Genomic DNA, 20,228 nt, shown 5'->3' with positions numbered 1-20,228 from the left:
TATGCATACCTAGACCGACTCCGAATAGTGGGGCGTAGTACGCTCCGAATACTATAGAGGAAAAAAGCGTCCATGTATGATTTTAACAAATATATAATGGTCTTCCTTATAGAAACATGACCTTTGTCATGATTTCTACTTTAACCGACACTATTTGCTATACTATTCAACCGTAAACTGCAATGCTACGTCGTTTTCTTCAAGATTTTTTTTAGCGGCCCGATAGCCCAATTCAAATATGGCATCGATACTGTTCATATCGAAGGTGCCGAAAGCGGAAAGACCTTCAGGGGAGATAATCATGTCAAATTCCGCGAATTTTAGCATGGATTCGGAAGCGGACTTCAATTTATAGGCCCGCTCCACGACAGTATAAGAATGTTTTAGATCTTCCATTCTTATTTTTTTCAGTGGATTGACATAGACCCCGATAATTTTATCGCACTTATTCTTTAGCGGTTCAATGGGGAAATTATTGAGAACCCCCCCGTCAATATAATAAGCGTCACCTATTTTTGTAGGGGTAAACATTCCCGGAAAGGAAGCCGAGGCCAATACTGGTCGAATGAGTTGCCCCTTATGGAATATTTTGAGCGTACCCTTTATGATGTCGGTACCCGTTACGTAGAGCGGTTTCTTTAATACACTAAAATCGTCCTTGGGAAAAAATTCCTTGAAATTATCATAGTACTTCTCCGTATCTAAAAAGCCCGGTTTGCTACGGGCATACTTCTGTGTACGAAATAGGGGGATGGTTTTAAAAAAATGTAATATTTCGGCCCAACCGACACCTCCCGCATAGAGTGCTCCCACAATGGCTCCGGCACTGGTACCCGATATATGTGTCGGGAATATCCCGTGCTCCTCTAAAGCCTTTATAGCGCCAATATGCGCCACTCCCCTAATTCCTCCTCCTGAAAGTACAAGACCTATATTCATTTGTTTTGCGCTAATTGTGGAAATTTACGAACTATACCTCTATCTAAATATGATCCAAATCATAGGTCATATTACAAGACGGGACTAAATACTTTGGCGAGTCCCTCTTTAAAACGCTCGGACTTGGGTCGCCGTGTAAATTCCTTATAATTTATTTCTTGGCTAATTTTGCAATCATTTAAAAAATCACGTTTTAGCTGCTTTGTCAGTTCTTTATCATAGGCCAAAACATTGACCTCGTAATTTTGTTCAAAACTCCTCACATCGAGGTTGGCGGTACCTATGGTCGTCAGTTCATCGTCGGTAAACATGAGTTTACTGTGCAAGAAACCGTCAGGATATTGGTAAATTCTAACCCCGGCTTCCAAAAAGTTTTCAAAATACGAGCGTACGCCCCATCTGACCAAAAAACTATCGGAGTTGGATGAAAGCAAGATCCTGACATCGACCCCGCCCAAAGCGGCTACCTGTAAAGCTTCCATAAGGGCTTCCCCCGGAATAATATAGGGGTTTACGATGTAGATGTACTTTTTGGCGCTGTTGATCAATGAAAAATACAGTTGATGCACCGACGGAAAATCGGAATCAGGGCCGCTCGAAACGGTCTGTACAATAGATTTTCCAATCTTGGGTATGTTCGAAAAATACGACAATGTCAGCATATCGTCCTTGCCACTGGCAAAACTCCAGTCCATGGCAAATACCGCCTGAAGGCTATTGACTATAGGCCCCCTAAGTCGCAAATGCATATCGTGCCAAGTACCCAACACCGGGTCACCGTTAATGTACTTGTCCGATACGTTAACACCGCCCGTAAAGGCGGTATGCCCATCAACCACCACAATCTTCCTATGGTTTCGGTAATTAATGGACGAGAGCAGCCTTTTGAACCGAATGGGCAAAAAACTAAATACTTCTACCCCTGATTCCTTGAGTTGGTTGACATAGGCCTTACTTAAGGTATTGCTTCCCAAACCGTCGTATAGAAAACGGATTTCAACCCCTTCCTTTATTTTTCGTTGCCAAAGGGCCAGAAATCGATCGGCCAGTTCACCTTCCTCAAAAATATAGTATTGAACATGTATAAACTTTTGGGCACCTTCCATAGCCTGAAAAATGGCGTCAAAGGTTGCCGGTCCATCCTTTAGGGGAGTCAGCTCATTACCTAAACTAGGTAAAAAGCTGGAGTTTTTGGCTATGAGCTTTACCAATTTGATGTGGCCTTTTATCGGTTCGGGCACGTTCACCCCATTATTTCGATCTATGTCATCACAATAGGCCTCGACCGTTTTTAGGTATGCCGATATCTCTTCGGTCTTTTTAAGGCGGTAAAACTTGTTTTTTCTTCTGTTACGCCCCAGAACGAAGTAAAACAACATACCGCCGACCGGTATGGTAAAGATGGCCAAAAGCCAAGCAAGGGTCTTTGTGGGGCGTATACCATAGAGCAGTAACCTGCCTACCAAGAACAGGGCCAACGAAAAGTAAACGATAAGTGCGATGGTCATATTCCAAATGTTATTTTATCCAATGCAAACAAATCATCTTTTCCTGAAGACCTACTCACTGATGCGCATTTCAAAATTAACCACACCTCCATCAATAGTAGCATGATGCAAAATACCTTTTTTATAAAAGTATAAGTTTTCCTTGCCATTCGCATTGATTTTCTTGTAGCTATGGTTTCCTAGGGCCACTATGGTATTCATAGTACCATCTTGTTCCGAATAGCAATAATCGATATGCTTTGGCTCCTTAAAGTACAGCAATATAGTGGTATAGTCGATAGAATCTTTCAAGTTACTTTCCTTTTTGTTCTTTAGGATACGATATTGATCATTTTTCCACAAAGTACTTGTCTCGGCGTGGGGCCTATTGTTGACCAAAATATTGACATTGGCCTTTTGAAGGTGGTCATTGTCAAAGCTTACATCATACTTATAGTCTACCGCTATCGGTGTCAATAGCTTGGTTTTGATGCTGGTAAAACTCTGATAAGTAGTTACGGTGCCCACGGTCTTTCGGCTTACTTCTAAACTCCCTATAAGCTTGTTTTTCATTAGGATATCGTATTGCAATACCGTATCGGGAACAAGGCTATCGCCCATAAGACCAATGCAAAAAATAAGTCCGATTACGTATTTGACCATAATGTTAAATATAGTAGGGTATTTGTATTTGTACAAATTACCGTAATTAAATACGGTCTCTCCCTGACCAATATCATAAAAGAAAGTGAAGTTTTTTTGGACCAAACGCCGAGCAAAGGTTAATGGCGCCTTACATATGGCAGGTCAGAGGGTTTATCGTCAAACCCAAGAAGAAGAAGAAGAAGAAGAAGAAGAAGAAGAAGAAGAAGAAGAAGAAGAAGAATTATAACAAAAAGAAAGCCCTCATATCTAACCTACCTACATGGACGCATACAGGTTTTGATAAGAAGGCTGTTCTAACGATTAGTGTTTCTTATGATATCTCTACAGTTTTCGGACTGTGTTTTTTGGCTTCTTCTTTTTTGGCAATTTTGAATTTGAGAAGGCCATCTTTATAGCTCGCCTTTATTTTATCGTCGGCTACGCTTTCAGGCAATCGGAGTGATTTTTGAAAAGAGGTATAACTAAACTCCTTACGGCTATAGTTATCTTCCTCTTCTTTTTTGACATTGGAATTTTCCGCTGAAATGTTCAGGCACCCATTATCGATACTCACATTGAAATCTTTCTTGTCATAACCAGGTGCCGCAAGTTCAATTTCAAAATTATCTTCGTTTTCCTTAACATTCATGGCCGGCTCTTCTAGTTTTCCCAACCAAGAACCTCCATTAAAAAAATCGTCGTTGTTGAAAAAATCATTACTTACAAGATTTCCCCAGGGTCTTTTGTTAAATTTAATTAGTGACATAATATCAACTTTTTAGTTAAACAATTAACGTACGGCTAAAGTATAATGGAAGCACAACCAAAAGAATGACCTAGGTCAGGATGTAGGATTTTAACAAAAAAAATAAAGAAGTATTTGAAAAACTAGATCTTCGAACTCAATTTCAACATTTTACCACTAAGGGAAAAGAGCCAACGCAACTGTTCGAGTATGAGATAGGCTTCCTGCAAATTTCTCACCTTACCGGTCTTTACGGCATTTTCAAAATCCCAGGCAATCGTATCGAACCTAGAACGATTGTCCTCAAAAGAGCGTTCAAGGTTTTTGATTGAAAAATCAGTATTTTCACCTTCATGGGCCAAGCTATGCATGGCCCGATCCATATTCTCCCCTATTTGGGCTATGGCCGATTTAAAACCTTCGGAAGCTTCCGTAGTGTTGTGGTTCTGTATGTAAGAGCTTAAAGAGGCCAAGGAGGCTAAAAAAGCATGGCTAAGCGCCACAAACTCATACACCTCGTCTATATTCCTTTGCTTTGACCTAGGTTCTTGGACCATTTGTTGAAAGGCAGAACTCAGGTTAGAGGTTTCTACAAAAGCTTTCTTTCGGGTAACGCGAAGCGGGGCAAGCAATTTTTCCTTCGCACTGTAAAAACGGCCTATTTCAATTAAAAAGTTCTTGTGGGCCCGCAAAGAGTCCTCAAAATTCTTAGCGATGTTCAGAAAGCCCCATGTAGGCCAAAGCCATAAGGTGGCCAAAAACGACAATGCCGCGCCCACTACCGTATCGAGGATCCGAAATTGGATGACGGTCAAAATATCGGGCCTTAAAATACCGTAAATGAATATCACGCTCAAGGTGATAAAGGTAGCCGCCGTTTTATAATTCCGCTGTAGCATAGAAAATGCAGCTACCAAGGAGGCTATGCCCAACACGGCAAAAACATAGGTATTCTGTACAAGGGAAACTATAACAAATGCAATGGCCCCTCCGATAAGGGTTCCTATGATCCTGTCTTTTGAACGGGCCTTGGTAAGGCCGTAACTTGGCCTAAGGATAATGATGATGGTCAACAAGATCCAATACGGGTTCTGAAACTCAAAAATCGTACCCACCCCGTAACCGATCATTACGGTGACCGCCAAGCGCAAAGCATGCTTGAATATAGACGAGGCAAAACTAAAGTTCTGAACAAGTACCTTGGGGTCATAATCGGGCAAGGCTACAAATTTACGGGCATATTCTTCGTCGATCAACTCTAGTTCCTCGGGTTTGGGGTCATCGAGCAGCCATTTGATCTTTCTCAGCATTTCCACCTGCTTCTCCTGATATTCAAAAAGGTTTTGAAGCATTAAAAAGCCTTCCAAGTTTTCGTTCTTCGGTATGGACCTTAATTTGGTAATCTCTTCCTTGATTCTCCCAACACACTCTTTCAACTCCCTATTGTTCGGCAACTTCCTCCTATCACTACCGGCATGGCCGATTTTTTCCAATTGGTCGGAAATTCGGAACATAAGCCTTTGAAACATTTCCATGTATCCTCGATGCCTTGAAAAAATATCATCCATCTTCGCATAGTTGACGGGGTTGGAAATGGCCGTTTCTAGCATCTCGACCAACTGGGTAAGTACCAATAACCGTTTTCCGTTGTACATGGATTGTCCGGAACTTTTTCGCGAGACGATAAGCATCTCCCGTAAGCTATCGTGGTTCTCGGTGAGCTGAACCTGTATTTTCTGTAATTCGGAAAGTAAGTCATCTCGCTTGGTATTTGATTCGATCAAACGCCCCCGGATATGCAGGAATTTTGCCGTCAAAAGATAAGTTTCCGTAAACACCTCTTCAACTTCCCCTGTGGGGTTGATACGGTGCCAAACGACGGCCAAAAACAAATACCACAGACCGCCCAAGCCGACAAAGAGCGCATACTGATATACCTCCAGATTTTGAAGTTCATGGGCAAAACTCAATACCAAGGCCAAAAGCCCCGAAAAACTGATCAATGAAGCCCGAAAGCCAAAAACGGAGAGGTAGGCTATGGTAAAGGTCAGCAGCCCCAAAACGGGAATCAAGACAAACAGGTTCAAATCGAGATAGCCCCCAATAAAGGTAACCACGACCACCAATGCGGCAGAGCAAAGAATACCGATCTTTTTATGCCTATAACTACCACTGACATCACTGGGCGAGCTCCAAAAAGCCCCAAAACAAAGTGCCAGTCCAATTTCGAGCCGATCGAAATACAATCCCAATAAAATAGGGACGGTAACGGCAACCGCCACCAATATGGCCTTTGAAAAATCGGTGCTTTTCAAAAACTGTAAGAGTTCCCTAAAGTTTACTGCGATGGTATTGTTCAACATACTGAAACGGCCCTTTACCATGGCAAAGATAAGCTATAAACAGGGCTTCACATCAACTGCGATAGCTTCTTTTAAGAATCTCCCCCTAGAACGACAAGGAGGGGCCAAAGATTATTAACACCCGTTTCTTTAGTCGGTTTTACTTTGTTTAATGCAAATCCTGACCTAACTTTAGCTCTAAATTAGCCGTATGAAGAACACGATTTCAGCAAGGGTCGCCGATTTTTTAAAAAACTATCCCCCCTTCAATGAAATAGATATCAAAGAAATAGAAAGCCTATCGGAAGAAATAAGCATTGTCTACAAAGTAAAGGGAGAGGCTATTTTCGCCATCGATGAAGAAGCGCACAAGTATTTTTATGTCGTGCACAAAGGGGCGGTCATACTCACCAAAGAACCCAATGACGAGGTCGTGGACCTGTGCGACGAGGGTGACATCTTCGGACTGAGGCCGCTTATTGCCAATGAAAATTATAAGATCGGGGCCAAGGCCTACGAAGAGACCATTCTTTACGCCATCCCGATAGTGGATTTCAAACCGATCATAAAAAAGTACGACGAAGTAGGCACCTTTCTTATCGAAAGCTTTGCGTCGAACACCAGAAATCCCTATTCAAAGAGTCATAGGGGCAAACTCTACGGGGCCTCCGAATCGACAGAAAATGCTAAGGTAGGCGACAATCAACTCCTAGACCTGCAGTGCGTCCACTATTCAAAAAAGCTGGTCACCTGCACCGAAAACACCATGATCAAAACCATTGCCTCTACCATGACCGAAAAAAAAGTAGGGGCTATGTTGGTCTTAAAAGACAAGCTTCCCGTGGGAATCATAACGGATAAGGACATTAGGAATAAAATTGCAACGGGACTCTTTCCTATCACCTCAAGGGCAAAAAGCATTATGAGCTCCCCAGTTATTACCTATCCGAAAAAAATGACCGTGACCCAGGCCCAGATGGCCATGATGAAGAGTAACATCAGCCATCTATGCCTAACCTTGGATGGTACACCGAATACAGAGGCCGTAGGTATCATAAGCAAGCATGATATCATGTTCGAGTTGGGCAACAACCCTGCGGTATTGATCAAGGCCATCAAACGTGCCAATGGTTTCAAAAAGCTAAAGGCCGTACGCCGGCAGATCATGAACCTGCTTCAAGGATATCTCGACCAGAACATCCCCCTCACCCTGACCTCGAAAATCATATCGGAACTTAACGATGCGTGCATCAAACAGATCATCAAGATTGCACTTGATAAGATGGAGAGTCCTCCTCCGGTTAAATTTGCCTGGTTGGCCATGGGCAGCCAAGGGCGCAGCGAACAATTACTGCATACAGATCAAGATAACGCCTTGGTCTTTGAAGACGTACCCGATTATTTATTAAGGTCGACCCGAGCCTATTTTTTGAATCTATCCAAGATTGTCACAAAAGGTCTTTTTAGTATAGGCTATGAGTACTGCCCTGCTGAAATGATGGCTTCCAACCCCGAGTGGTGTTCCAGTATTTCGGAATGGAAGGAGCGGATTTACCATTGGATCACCAATCCCGGTCCTGACCAGGTCTTGTTGTCTTCCATATTTTTTGATTACAACCTATCGTACGGAGATCCCGATTTGGTAAGCGAGCTTAGTGCCCACATATTCGATACGACGGAAAAATTCCCGAACTTCTTTTTACACTTGGCCAGTGGCGCATTGCAGAGTCCTTCCCCTAGTGGTTTTTTCAGAAGTTTCTTGGTAGAGGAAGATGGCGAGTACAAAGACTTTTTCGATGTAAAACGAAGGGCCTTGATGCCCTTGATCGATGGTGCACGTGTGTTGACCCTCTCCCATAAGGTAAAGTCGATCAACAATACGGCGGAGCGATTTGAAAAATTGGCCGAACTGGAGCCCAACAACGAGGAATTGTTCATGGCCTGCTCGTACGCTACAAAAGCCCTTTTGAAATTCAGGACCAGACATGGACTCCTACACAATGACTCGGGGCGTTTTATAGCGCTTAACAAATTGACCAAAGAAGAAAAAATCAAGTTGAAGCGATGCTTTAAAACCATTAAAGACCTCCAGGAGCTTCTAAAAATACGCTTTAAAGTGACAAACCTATTGGGCTAATGAACCTGTTTAAAAAACGAAAAAAGAACTATCCCGATTTTTGGATGGATTACTTAGAGCGGTTCAACGCCAAGCCGGAGAACGACCTCTCAAAGATCCGCTTTGTGGTACTCGATACGGAAACTACGGGCTTTGATTACGAAGCCGACCGTATCTTATCTATCGGGGCCCTAAGCCTTCAGAACAACCATATCAATGTAAACCAAAGTCTTGAGGTCTATCTATACCAGCATTTCTATCATGCCGAGAACATTCAGATACACGGTATTTTACAGGAAGAGCCCAAGGAACGTATTACGGAGTTGGATGCCCTGATCCAATTTTTAGATTACATCGGCAATTCGGTTCTTGTGGCCCATCATGCCGGCTTCGACCGAACCATGATCAACAAGGCCCTCAACCGGCACGGGATGCCCGACCTAAAGAACAAGTTTCTCGATACTTCCGTCCTTTACAAGCGAACCCTGATCCAATCGCCACTGTTACCGGTCAAGCCCCAATATTCACTCGATGAGCTGGCCGAAAAATTCGATATCTCCAAAAAAGACCGGCATACGGCACTAGGCGATGCCTACATTACCGCCATTGCCTTTATGAAGATTCTGCAAAAATTAAAAACAAAGAAAAATTTTTCGGTTAAAAAACTACTGAAGTAGGCCTTCAAGCCTTTAAATAAGCCAACACGTTCTTTTCAATACGGGTTTGGATATCCGATATATCGGCCTTTTGAAAAGCTTCGCCCGTTATGTTTTCGTACAGTTCGATATAACGTTCGGAAACCGTTTCTATATACTCATCGGTCATATGGGGCAAGGTTTGCCCTTCAAGCCCCTGAAAGCCGTTTTCAATAAGCCATTGGCGTACGAACTCTTTCGACAATTGTTTTTGGGGCGCGCCTTTTTCCTGTAATTCCGCATAGGTGTCGGCATAGAAATAACGCGAAGAATCGGGCGTATGGATTTCGTCTATCAAAACAATCTTACCGTCCTTGGTCTTTCCGAATTCGTATTTGGTATCTACCAGTATGAGTCCTCTTTCGGCCGCAATTTGGGTACCCCTTTCAAAAAGGGCTTGTGTATATTGCTCTAAAACTTCATAATCCTCCTTAGAGACGATACCTCTTTTTAAAATATCCTCTTTAGAAATATCCTCATCGTGATCTCCCATTTCAGCCTTGGTAGCCGGGGTAATAATGGGGTTGGGGAATTTATCGTTTTCCTTCATTCCCTCTGGCATGGCCACGCCGCACAACATACGCTTACCTGCTTTATATTCACGGGCCGCATGCCCCGAAAGATAGCCCCTAATGACCATTTCCACCTTGAAAGGTTCACAGGCATGCCCTACCGCTACATTGGGGTCTGGCGTAGCCATTAACCAATTGGGAACGATATCTTTGGTAGCATCCATCATTTTAGTGGCGATCTGATTCAGGATCTGCCCTTTATAAGGAATACCTTTGGGCATCACCACATCAAAGGCCGATAGGCGATCGGTGGCAACCATGACCAAGATTCCATTATCAAGTTCATATACTTCACGTACCTTGCCCTTGTAAATACTTTTCTGGCCAGGAAATTCAAAATTCGTATCTGTAATGGTACTGCTCATTCTATGCGGGTAATTTTCTATTAAAAGAGGGTTTCGTATTAATTTTGGTGTTCTATATTCTTGTATGCGTCAATCACCTTTTTTACCAGCTTATGACGAATCACATCTTTATCGTCGAGATAAACAATTTCAATACCCTGGGTATTTTTAAGGATCAAAAGGGCTTCCTTGAGTCCTGAAATCACCCTTCTCGGCAAATCGATCTGTCCGGGATCACCGGTAATCATAAATTTGGCGTTCTTTCCCATACGGGTAAGGAACATTTTCATTTGTGCATGGGTCGTGTTCTGGGCCTCATCCAAAATAACAAAGGCATTATCCAAGGTACGTCCGCGCATAAAGGCCAATGGGGCTATTTGAATGATTCCGTTCTCTATCAAGTGGGCCAGCTTTTCCGAAGGTATCATATCCCTAAGTCCGTCGTACAAAGGTTGCATATAGGGATCTAATTTCTCCTTTAAATCCCCTGGCAAGAAGCCTAGGTTCTCACCAGCCTCGACTGCAGGTCTTGTTAAGATAATGCGCTTTACCTGCTTTTCCTTCAAGGCTTTAACCGCCAAGGCTACGCCGGTATAGGTCTTTCCCGTACCTGCCGGGCCAATGGCGAAGACCATATCGTTGTTCTTGGCCGCATCGACCAACCTTCGTTGATTGAGGGTCTGTGGTTTTATAAGACGGCCATTAACCCCATGTACCAAAGTTTCCCCACTGTTCTCGGGAGACTCATAGTCTTGGGACGTATTGCTGGTCAGCACACGTTCAATGCTATTTTCGTCTAATTTATTGTACTTGCCAAAATGGGCGGTAAGCATATCAAAGCGGCGTTCGAACTCTTCGAGGAGTTCTTCATCACCGTAGACTTTAATTTTGCTTCCCCTTGCTACGATCTTGAGCTTTGGAAAATACTTTTTTAGTAAATCTATATTTTGATTTTGTTGCCCGAAAAATTCGCGTGGGCTAATCTCTGTAAGTTCTATTATCAGTTCGTTCAAAAAGTGGAGGTGTTAAAATGAGAGCCCGTGAACATAATATTTCGCCTGACTGTTTTTTTGTTATAATTTTGTTTAACAAACTTAACGAAAATTTCAGTTTGCCTAACTAAAACATATCAACATTACTGTATGATAGCGAACTTAAATAATCAGATTTTTACATTTTCCAGTAGCATCTTGCATTCCTTTCTATATCGGTTTAGCGTAGTTATTACCGTTGCACGCCTCATCGTCCGACCCTCCCAAGCTCGTTTAACACCTACTTTTCTTGATATAAATGAAAAGAATTCATGACTCCGATTATAACGCTTACTACAGATTTTGGTCTAAAAGACTACTTTGTCGGTACCCTTAAGGGAACTATCTATAAAGAGCTCTCCGATGCAAAAATAGTTGATATTTCCCATGATATAAGTCCGTTCAACATTCAGGAATGTGCCTATATCTTAGAGAATGCCTACAAACATTTTCCTGAAGGCACCATACATATCGTTGGTGTAGATTCGGAACCCACCCCAGAAAACCAACATATTGCGGTTCTAGTAAACGGCCATTATTTTATCAGTGCCAACAATGGGGTGATCGGACTCATTACCAGTGAGGTCCAGCCCGAAAAAGTCGTGGAACTGAACATACCCAACCCCAGCCACGGTTCCTTTCCCGTGCTTGACGTTTTTGTACAGGTAGCCTGCCATATTGCCCGTGGAGGTACCTTGGAAGTTGTGGGCAAGCCTTTTGACGGATTGAAGGAGCTTAGGGAATTTGCCCCCAGCGCCACCGATAACGGTAACAAAATCATCGGCAGCGTTATCTATATAGACAACTACGGAAACGTGGTGACCAATATCCATAGGAACTATTTTGAAGCCTACCGTAAGGGACGCGATTTTGAACTCAACGCCCGTACGACCAAAATCAAGAAAATACATAATAAGTATAGTGACATTATCAATTTTGACCTAGAAAGAAGCCAGCGTAAGGGAGCTGGTGATCTTTTGGCCCTTTTTAACAGTGCCGGATATGTGCAATTGTCCATATACAAAAGTGACCTGAACACCGTAGGTGGGGCCTCTACCCTACTCGGACTCGATTACAGGGATACCGTTACCATTAGCTTTGTATAGAAATCGCCTACAAACCGATTAAGAATGAATCGAACAAATACTGGTTTAAATTGAAATTGTTTATAAATTTGATGACATGGTTTTAAGCTTTCATCATAAAACAACCTCAAACCTAGCTGTATTTCAGACCGACCGGAAGAAATACACCACAATCTAGAAGCTTTATATATGCTCGCCATTTTCAAACGTGAAATACAATCGTTCTTTACTTCGCCCATAGGGTATTTGGTCATCGGCCTTTTTCTTGTTCTCAACGGACTGTTTCTATGGGTTTTCAAGGGACCGTTCAATATTTTCGACTACGGATTTGCCGATTTGGGCAACTTTTTTCTGTTGGCCCCGTGGGTCTTTCTTTTTTTGATTCCCGCCATTACCATGAAAAGTTTCTCGGAGGAGAAAAAACTAGGCACCTTAGAATTGCTCTTTATCAAGCCACTTACCCTTTGGCAAACCGTTTTAGGTAAATTTCTGGGCACCTTGGCTTTGGGAGTAATTGCCCTGATCCCGACCTTGCTTTATGCTTACACCGTATCCCAGTTGGGCACTACGGCAGGTAATATAGATACGGGCCTGGTCATAGGTTCGTATTTCGGGACCCTATTCCTAATGGCCTGTTATACCGCCGTGGGGCTTTTTGCGTCTACGCTCTCGGAAAACCAGATCGTAGCCTTCATTACGGGGCTCGTACTTTGTTTTATACTGTATTATGGTTTTGAAGGTCTGGCTACCATTATGGATACCAGTGAAACCGTTGTTTTTGTTCAAAAATTGGGTATGAAACATCACTTTGAGAGTATTGCCCGGGGCGTACTCGACACCCGAGACCTGGTTTATTTTGTTTCCTTGACCGCTTTCTTTCTTTTTCTTACGGTAGAAAAGCTTAAAAACACAAACCGATAATGAAGAAAAATGCTATTGGCGTAGTTGCCGCATTGATCGTTCTACTGATAATCAATTTTGCCTCCGGTTGGGTGTATACCCGTTTTGACCTTACCGAAGACCAAAGGTATACCCTATCGCAGGAAGCCTTGAACACGGTAGAAAATTTTGACCAACCGGTTATCGTAGATGTGCTCCTGGAGGGCAACCTCCCTCCTGAATTCTTAAGACTAAAGACCGAGACACGCCAGTTGCTGGAGGAATTCGCCAGTAAGAACAACAATATAAAATTCAATTTTGTAGACCCGCTTGAAGATACCGAAAACATTGAAGGCACACTTACCGACCTACAGGCATTGGGCCTAAAACCCGCACAAGTTACCGTAGAGGACAGTGGCAAGGTGTCACAAGAAATCGTTTTTCCTTGGGCCATGGTCAACTATAAGAACAAGACCGTTAAGGTGCCCTTGCTCAAGAATAAGTTAGGGGCCTCCACCGAGGACCGGGTCAACAATTCTGTACAGAACTTGGAATATGCCTTTAGCGATGCATTTGCCAAGGTAAACCTTACCGAGAAAAAACGAATTGCCATATTAAAGGGGAATGGCGAACTTGATGATATTTATATCGCTGATTTTCTCACCTCCATTCGTGAGTATTATAATATAGGTGCCATTACACTTGATTCGGTGACCAACAATCCGCAGGGGACCCTAGACCAATTAAAGGAATTTGACCTTGCCCTGATCGCCAAACCTACCGAAGCCTTTACCGATGCCGAAAAATATGTGCTCGACCAATACATCGTAAACGGGGGCAAGTCGATGTGGCTTATCGACCAGGTGAATATGGAATTGGACAGCCTTTTTAATCAAAGTGGTACGGCCATGGCGCTTCCGAGGGACTTAAACCTTACCGATTTCTTCTTTAAGTACGGTGTACGGGTCAACGGCAATTTGGTGAACGATATGTATTTCACCCAAATCGTAATTGCATCGGGAGAAGGAAACGATTCACAGTACAATCCCGTTCCTTGGTATTACCACCCGATGGTCTTTTCAAAAAACGACCATCCTATAAACAATAACCTTGAGGCCATACGGTTTCAATTTGCCAACTCTATAGATACCTTGGCCAATAGCAATAAAAAGACCATACTACTGTCGAGTTCGCCCCTGTCAAAATTAGACGGTACACCTAAGCAAATCAGTCTAGACCTTATAGACCTAAACACCCCTCCCGACAAAGAACGCTACAACAAGGGCAACAACCCCTTGGCCGTTCTTATCAACGGTAAATTTACATCGGCATTCGCCAATCGGGTCAAGCCGGTAGCCTTGAAAGGCACCCTTGACCAAGGTCAAGAGAATGCCATGTTGGTAATTTCGGATGGCGACATCATACGCAATCAGGTACGGAACAATAGGCCCTTGGAATTGGGTTACGACAAGTGGACAAACAACTATTATGGAAACAAAGAATTTTTAATAAACGCCATGAATTACCTTTTAGACGAAAAAGGACTTATAAACATTCGAAATAAAAAAGTGGCCGTACCCCTCATGGACGCCAAAAAGATTGTCGACCATAAAAGCTATTGGCAGCTAATAAATATTGGGCTTCCCGTAGGATTGACACTTCTTTTTGGGGCATTTTTCAACTATTTTAGAAAGCGCAAATACGGGGCCTAGATGTTAATAAGTTTGTTTCGGTAAAAAATGCATTTCAAATATCTTTGTTTCACTGAGTTTTTCGGAACTTGGTTTAATTTCGAGACATTTTTAGACACTATATCCCACAAATTGAAATAACGATTCTCCTATGAAATTCATAGTATCCAGTACGTATCTCTTAAAGCAGTTACAAGTTTTAGGTGGTGTTATCAACAATAGCAACACGCTACCTATTTTAGATAATTTTTTATTCGACCTTGACAACAATAAACTAACGGTCTCCGCTTCGGATCTTGAAACTACAATGAGTTCGGTACTGGATGTGGATTCTGACAACCAAGGGACCATTGCCGTTCCGGCGCGTCTTTTATTGGAAACCCTAAAGACTTTTCCCGAACAGCCCTTGACCTTTGTTGTAGAGGATAACAATACGGTAGAGATCAGCTCAAACCATGGTAAGTATGCCTTGGCCTATGCAGATGGTGCCGAATTTCCGAAAGCCGTTGAACTGGCCAACCCTAGTTCAACTACCCTTCTCGGCGATATTTTGGCCACGGCCATTGACAAAACCATATTTGCGGCCGGTAACGATGACCTTAGGCCGGTGATGAGCGGTGTCTTTTTTCAATTCTCACCCGAAAACCTAACCTTTGTCGCTACCGATGCCCACAAATTGGTAAAATATCAAAGAACGGATGTTACGGCTTCGCAAGTAGCCGAATTTATAATGCCGAAGAAACCCTTAACACTCTTAAAGGGAATTTTGTCCGGTAGCGAATCTGATGTCGTTATCGAATACAATGACAGTAATGCCAAGTTCAGTTTTGAAAATACCGAACTTATCTGTCGTTTGATCGATGGAAAATATCCGAACTACGAAGCAGTAATCCCTAAGGAGAATCCTAATGTACTTTCTATTGCCCGAAATCAATTTTTGAGCTCGGTAAAAAGGGTCGCTATTTTCTCTAACAAGACTACCCACCAGATACGTTTAAAAATCGCAGGGGCCGAATTGAATATTTCTGCCGAGGATATCGATTACAGCAACAAGGCCGAAGAGCGTTTGACCTGTTCTTACCAAGGTGACGATATGCAAATTGGCTTTAACTCCCGATTCTTGACCGAAATGTTGAACAATCTCAATTCCGATGATGTTTCCTTGGAAATGAGCTTGCCGAACAGAGCAGGTATCCTTACCCCTATCGACGGACTGGACGAAGGTGAAAATGTAACCATGTTGGTTATGCCGGTTATGCTTAATAGCTAAGAACATTACCCCAATATAAAGTAGAGCCCTGGAATATGTTCCGGGGCTTTTTTTATTGAAAAAAATCCTTACGCTTCATTCTGCCCTATATTAAGTCGGAATGCCCTGATGCGCCTGCCAATCTCTAAAGGAAGAAGCATAAAACGAAGTAAATCACCAGCTTACCACTCCCTTATTCCTTCAAAAAAATTATAATACAACAACTAGACCGTCGTTTATTTCGTACATCTTTAAACCCCGAAATTAAAATTGTATGAAAAAGTTGAAGATTTATCTATTCTTATTAAGCATCGGTTTCTGTGTTATAAGCTGTACGAACGACAACTTAGGCTTGGTTACGAATGACGATTCCGAGGAACAAGAAACGGAAACCCCTACCGAAGAAGAGAACACCGAGGAAGAGGAAGATACCGATGAAAATACCGAGGGCGAAAACGAAACCCCTATTGATGTAGCTACGGAACTAATCGCTAACGATTTAGAGCCACACCCCATGCAAGATGTAGCAAAGCCCGAATACTTAAAGACCATTGTCGACCCATCCTTTGGAACGATCATCCGTAGAATCTCAAATGGCGGCAACGGTAGTGTCATTAAACCCATGTACAGTACCATTCAAGCATGGAATGCCGATGAGAGCAGAATGATCCTATACGACCAGACCAATGGCGTACATCAATTACTAGACGGTAAGACCTATGCCTTTATCAGAAACCTCGACGATGTTCGCCCCGATGACCTAGAGCAGCTGTTTTGGGATTTTAACGAAGCCGACATTCTATATTACCTCGATAAATCTACCGACGATTTTATCAAGTATACCGTGTCATCGGGTAACAAAGAAATCATGGTAAACCTTAAAGAACTTACAGGCTGTAACGGAAGCATCAGTATGGGCAACGATGTACAGATGATGTCGTGGGATTCAGATGTTATCGGTTTCCGCTGTAATAACGACCAAACCTACTCCTATCGCTTTTCGACCAAAAAACTAACCCTTCTCAAGGTAGGCGATGTTAATTATACGGCCGCCATGCCTGCTCCAAGCGGTAATCTTTTTTACCACAATGTATCCTCATACGATACTAATGGCAATTTAAAGGCCCAACTGAATAAAAATAAGCCCGAACATTCGTGTTTGGGTCAAATGGCCAACGGAAGCGATACCGATTTTTCAGTGAGTTTTGGCGAAGGTCCGCGTGGAGGCTGTTTGGGCAATATCATTGCCTATGATTTGAATACGGGCGATTGTATCCCCGTAATATCTGAAGATTTAGGGTATGATTATCCTAAAAGTGGTACGCATATTTCTGCCGTAGCCCATAAAAATCCGGGATGGATCGCAGCCTCTATGGTCGGTTTTGAAAAAGACGGACAAAAACTATTAGACCAAGAATTGGTCATAGCCCGGGTTGAACCTGGAAATGTAGAAGTATACCGTATTGGACACCACAGGGCGGACGAGGACGAATTCGGTTATTGGGGTGAGCCACATGCCGTCATCAGTCCCACAGGAACACGCGTACTTTTTGGTTCGGATTGGAGCGGTAGCGAAGATGGCAAATCTGTAGAATCATACGTTGTTGAGCTACCTTCTTATCAACCCTAATCGTTAAATTGTTTTATCGCAAGCCATATAAGGTTAACACCTTGCACTTTTAACGCACTTAAGAACAAGCCCCAAAAAAGGGCTTGTTCTCGTTTACACCTATTCCATTTACACAAAAAACGGGGTCAAGCGAACATAAAAAACTTCGCTTTACACAGAACTGCATTGTTTTTTTTATTTAATTAATATATTAGTAATTACATAGTTCTGTGCAACTTAGATTGGGATGATTTCAAAAGGGAGGTCCTATGCCCATGTTAAACTTTCTAACATCGAAATAGACACCAACCGAACCATTGATATCATGAATAGTAAAAAGTCGAAAAGACTTATACCGAGAATTTAGATAACTTAAGGCAAAACGGATGGTCACTTATGGGGCTCTACCAGAGTTTAAGGCTCCAAGGAAAAAAAAGAGGAGGCCCAGACCATTGAAGCCGAATTTTATAAGGCTTGGGGCATGCCGATATAAAAATCGAAACATCGGTACTATAAATTTAACAATGCCATGAGTGCATCAAAAAAAACGAAGTATTCTTTTATCGCCATAGCCTTACTACCTATTTGCGTTGGCCTTTTTTTATTCCTTCTTTTTTCCACGGAGAAAAAACTCCCTATTTTTAACGCTACCGACTTCAATTCCGAATTAGTAGACCTTTCCATTCAGGGCAGTTTAAACAAGCACAAGGTCGCCAATTTCAGTTTAATCGACCAGAACAATACCCCCATTACCCAAGAGAATTACAAAGACAAAATTTACGTGGCCGATTTCTTCTTTACCCGGTGCCCCAATATTTGCCCTATTATGGCCAACCATATGAAAAAATTGCAAAAGGCCTTCCTGAACGACGATGATGTGATGTTTCTATCCATGTCCGTTACCCCTGAAATTGACAGCGTATCGGTTTTAAGGAAATACGCCAACAAACACGGTGCCATTGACGGAAAGTGGCATATTACCACGGGCGACAAAAAACACATTTACGAGCTGGCCCGTAAAAGTTACTTTGCCGTGATAAATCAAGGGGACGGTGGGTTACAGGATTTTATCCATACCCCAAACTTTATTTTAATCGACAAAAAGAATAGAATTCGGGGTGTTTACAACGGCACAAGCGACAAGGATGTTAGCCGGTTGGCCATTGATATCAAGACCTTACAAAAGGAGGATTTATAAAACCAAGCCCTTATTTACGTGTAGGCCTGGGTGCCTCTAGTTTTTCATTATAATACTTTAACGCTTCTTTCAACTCTTCTAATTTATCTGCTCGGGTTTGCGCCACATTATGCTCCTCTGAGATATCTTCCTTCAAATTATACAATTCATAGAGGTCATCCTCATAAAAATAGATGAGTTTCCAATCCCCTTTTCTAACGGCTTGCCCTGGAGTCCATCCACTACCGTGATAATGCGGATAATCCCAAAACAAACTCTTATGGGACACATTTTCCTTTCCATCCAGTAAGGGGGAAAGACTGATTCCGTCTTGATGTAAATCTGGCCGAAGCGGCAAATCAAGTTCGCTTAAGATTGTAGGGAACATGTCCATACTAATAACAGGAGCATCAATTTCATTTCCCTGCTTTTGTCCCGGTCTCTTGATCAAAAGCGGGATCCTAATTCCTCCTTCATAAGCCCAGCCCTTACCCGCTCTTAACGGTCTTACACTGGTTGGCGCCTTTCGGTTGGCCATAAGCGTGGTCAGTCCTCCATTATCAGAAGTAAAAATCACCAAAGTATTATCCATTATATCCAAAGCTTCCATTTTTTCCAGAAGCCTACCTACATTCTCATCCAGTGCATATACCATAGAAGCATAGGCTGCATTGTATTGGTTGATTACCGTTTGCCCTATTCCTTCTTTTTTGAACAATGCCACGCTATCTTTTAAGGCCTGCTTCTTTGCCTCGAATTTCGCTATGTGTTTTTTTGAGGCCTGAATAGGCGTATGAACGGTGTAATAGGATAGATATAATAAAAACGGATGGTCTTTATTCTCCTCTAAAAACGCCATAGATTCATTAGTAAGCCTGTCGGTTAAATATTCGCCTTCCGGGCCATCTGAAAGTTTCGGGTTTTTATAGGGCGAATAATAGCCTCCTGGCGGACGCCCCTTGTGATGACCGCCTTTGTTTATGTCAAATCCTTGGTCTTCCGGATAAAAACCGGTGTCGCCCAAGTGCCACTTCCCTGCAAAAAACGTTTTATAATCCGCTTCCTTTAGTACCTCCGCAAGAGTGACTTCCTCCAAAGGCAATTCATACAAGTCTTCAGGCCCCTGTAGTAAGGTGTTTTTATTTTCATAACCGGGAATCCAATCCGTTATCCCTACCCTAGTGGGATATTTACCCGTCATTAGGGCCGCTCTACTGGGCGAACAAACGGGATTGGGGCTATAAGCATTGGTAAACCGATTACTTTGAGCCGCCAACTTATCAATATTAGGCGTCTCATAAAAGGAACTACCATAGCAAGCCAAATCTTTCCACCCCAAATCATCGACTAAAATAAAAACTACATTTTTAGGTTTCGTTTGACCTTTAGCCTCCGGTACTTCTCCTGCCGGTTTTTTCTCTTTGCAACCTATCAAAATTAGGCCAAGGGCCACCAGGGTCATTATTCCGTTTTTCATTATCTCTATATTTTTTTCTCCGTAATCTTAGATCGAGAACCCAAGACCGGAGGTGTTCTCACATCTTTCCCTATGGTCTTCTAAAAAAAGGCACGACTACTTTCCCCCTAAATATATTGAAATATAGATAGAACAAGAGATATCG

17 protein-coding genes are annotated in these 20,228 nt (G+C 42.6%); 9 read left to right on the top strand and 8 right to left on the bottom strand.

Annotation, left to right across the window (positions count from 1 at the left end):
• Positions 1–162 precede the first annotated feature (162 nt).
• The 3 genes from ZOBGAL_RS18090 to ZOBGAL_RS18080 all read right to left on the bottom strand — a co-directional run bounded on the left by ZOBGAL_RS18090 (position 163) and on the right by ZOBGAL_RS18080 (position 3,089).
• Complete coding sequence (locus tag ZOBGAL_RS18090) at positions 163–939, bottom strand: patatin-like phospholipase family protein (protein ID WP_013995171.1); 777 nt, start codon at positions 937–939, stop codon at positions 163–165.
• Positions 940–1,010: 71 nt separating this feature from the next.
• Positions 1,011–2,447 (bottom strand): cardiolipin synthase, encoded by a 1,437-nt coding sequence (gene cls, locus ZOBGAL_RS18085; protein WP_013995170.1) that lies wholly within the window; start codon positions 2,445–2,447, stop codon positions 1,011–1,013.
• 51 nt (positions 2,448–2,498) lie between these two features.
• Entirely contained in the window at positions 2,499–3,089 is a 591-nt protein-coding gene (locus tag ZOBGAL_RS18080; RefSeq protein WP_013995169.1) for a DUF6134 family protein, read from the bottom strand.
• Positions 3,090–3,174: 85 nt separating this feature from the next.
• Between ZOBGAL_RS18080 and ZOBGAL_RS23615 the strand changes: the two genes are divergently transcribed.
• Positions 3,175–3,318 (top strand): hypothetical protein, encoded by a 144-nt coding sequence (locus ZOBGAL_RS23615; RefSeq protein ID WP_158499749.1) that lies wholly within the window; start codon positions 3,175–3,177, stop codon positions 3,316–3,318.
• An 84-nt stretch (positions 3,319–3,402) separates the two neighbouring features.
• Here ZOBGAL_RS23615 and ZOBGAL_RS18075 read toward each other — a convergent pair whose 3' ends face one another.
• A complete protein-coding gene (locus ZOBGAL_RS18075; protein ID WP_013995167.1) occupies positions 3,403–3,837 on the bottom strand; it encodes an Hsp20/alpha crystallin family protein in 435 nt (144 codons plus the stop codon).
• 122 nt (positions 3,838–3,959) lie between these two features.
• Complete coding sequence (locus ZOBGAL_RS18070; protein WP_013995166.1) at positions 3,960–6,200, bottom strand: FUSC family protein; 2,241 nt, start codon at positions 6,198–6,200, stop codon at positions 3,960–3,962.
• A gap of 169 nt (positions 6,201–6,369) precedes the next feature.
• Here ZOBGAL_RS18070 and ZOBGAL_RS18065 point away from each other — a divergent pair, with 169 nt between their 5' ends.
• Positions 6,370–8,295, top strand: a complete 1,926-nt coding sequence (locus ZOBGAL_RS18065) for a DUF294 nucleotidyltransferase-like domain-containing protein (RefSeq protein ID WP_013995164.1) — start codon at positions 6,370–6,372, stop codon at positions 8,293–8,295.
• The gene (locus tag ZOBGAL_RS18060; protein WP_013995163.1) at positions 8,295–8,951 is read left to right on the top strand and encodes a 3'-5' exonuclease; all 657 of its coding nucleotides are present in this window, start codon (positions 8,295–8,297) and stop codon (positions 8,949–8,951) included. The genes ZOBGAL_RS18065 and ZOBGAL_RS18060 overlap by 1 nt, the downstream gene beginning before the upstream one ends.
• A gap of 4 nt (positions 8,952–8,955) precedes the next feature.
• Here the strand turns inward: ZOBGAL_RS18060 and ZOBGAL_RS18055 are convergent, their stop codons facing one another.
• Entirely contained in the window at positions 8,956–9,906 is a 951-nt protein-coding gene (locus tag ZOBGAL_RS18055; protein ID WP_013995162.1) for a phosphoribosylaminoimidazolesuccinocarboxamide synthase, read from the bottom strand.
• Between the two features lie 38 nt (positions 9,907–9,944).
• On the bottom strand, positions 9,945–10,898 hold the full coding sequence (locus ZOBGAL_RS18050; protein WP_013995161.1) for a PhoH family protein: 954 nt from the start codon (positions 10,896–10,898) through the stop codon (positions 9,945–9,947).
• 290 nt (positions 10,899–11,188) lie between these two features.
• Here ZOBGAL_RS18050 and ZOBGAL_RS18045 point away from each other — a divergent pair, with 290 nt between their 5' ends.
• From ZOBGAL_RS18045 to ZOBGAL_RS18020, 6 genes are all read left to right on the top strand, one after another.
• The gene (locus tag ZOBGAL_RS18045) at positions 11,189–12,022 is read left to right on the top strand and encodes an SAM hydrolase/SAM-dependent halogenase family protein (RefSeq protein WP_013995160.1); all 834 of its coding nucleotides are present in this window, start codon (positions 11,189–11,191) and stop codon (positions 12,020–12,022) included.
• Between the two features lie 168 nt (positions 12,023–12,190).
• Positions 12,191–12,922: a gliding motility-associated ABC transporter permease subunit GldF gene (gldF, locus tag ZOBGAL_RS18040; protein ID WP_013995159.1), complete on the top strand. Its 732-nt coding sequence runs from the start codon at positions 12,191–12,193 to the stop codon at positions 12,920–12,922.
• Positions 12,922–14,592, top strand: coding sequence for a gliding motility-associated ABC transporter substrate-binding protein GldG (gene gldG / locus ZOBGAL_RS18035; protein ID WP_013995158.1), 1,671 nt, complete (start codon positions 12,922–12,924; stop codon positions 14,590–14,592). Before gldF ends, gldG begins: the two co-directional genes overlap by 1 nt.
• Before the next feature lie 130 nt (positions 14,593–14,722).
• Positions 14,723–15,841 carry a DNA polymerase III subunit beta gene (dnaN, locus tag ZOBGAL_RS18030; protein ID WP_013995157.1) on the top strand — a complete coding sequence of 373 codons (1,119 nt, stop codon included), beginning with the start codon at positions 14,723–14,725 and terminating at the stop codon, positions 15,839–15,841.
• A 253-nt stretch (positions 15,842–16,094) separates the two neighbouring features.
• Positions 16,095–17,450: a hypothetical protein gene (locus ZOBGAL_RS18025; protein WP_013995156.1), complete on the top strand. Its 1,356-nt coding sequence runs from the start codon at positions 16,095–16,097 to the stop codon at positions 17,448–17,450.
• 508 nt (positions 17,451–17,958) lie between these two features.
• Positions 17,959–18,627, top strand: coding sequence for an SCO family protein (locus tag ZOBGAL_RS18020; protein ID WP_013995155.1), 669 nt, complete (start codon positions 17,959–17,961; stop codon positions 18,625–18,627).
• 10 nt (positions 18,628–18,637) lie between these two features.
• On the opposite strand, the gene ZOBGAL_RS18015 is transcribed toward ZOBGAL_RS18020, so the two are convergent.
• Positions 18,638–20,083, bottom strand: coding sequence for a sulfatase (locus ZOBGAL_RS18015; RefSeq protein ID WP_013995154.1), 1,446 nt, complete (start codon positions 20,081–20,083; stop codon positions 18,638–18,640).
• Positions 20,084–20,228 lie beyond the last annotated feature (145 nt).

The organism is Zobellia galactanivorans, assembly GCF_000973105.1.
Taxonomy (GTDB): domain Bacteria; phylum Bacteroidota; class Bacteroidia; order Flavobacteriales; family Flavobacteriaceae; genus Zobellia; species Zobellia galactanivorans.
This window is presented reverse-complemented; position numbering and strand designations above follow the sequence as displayed.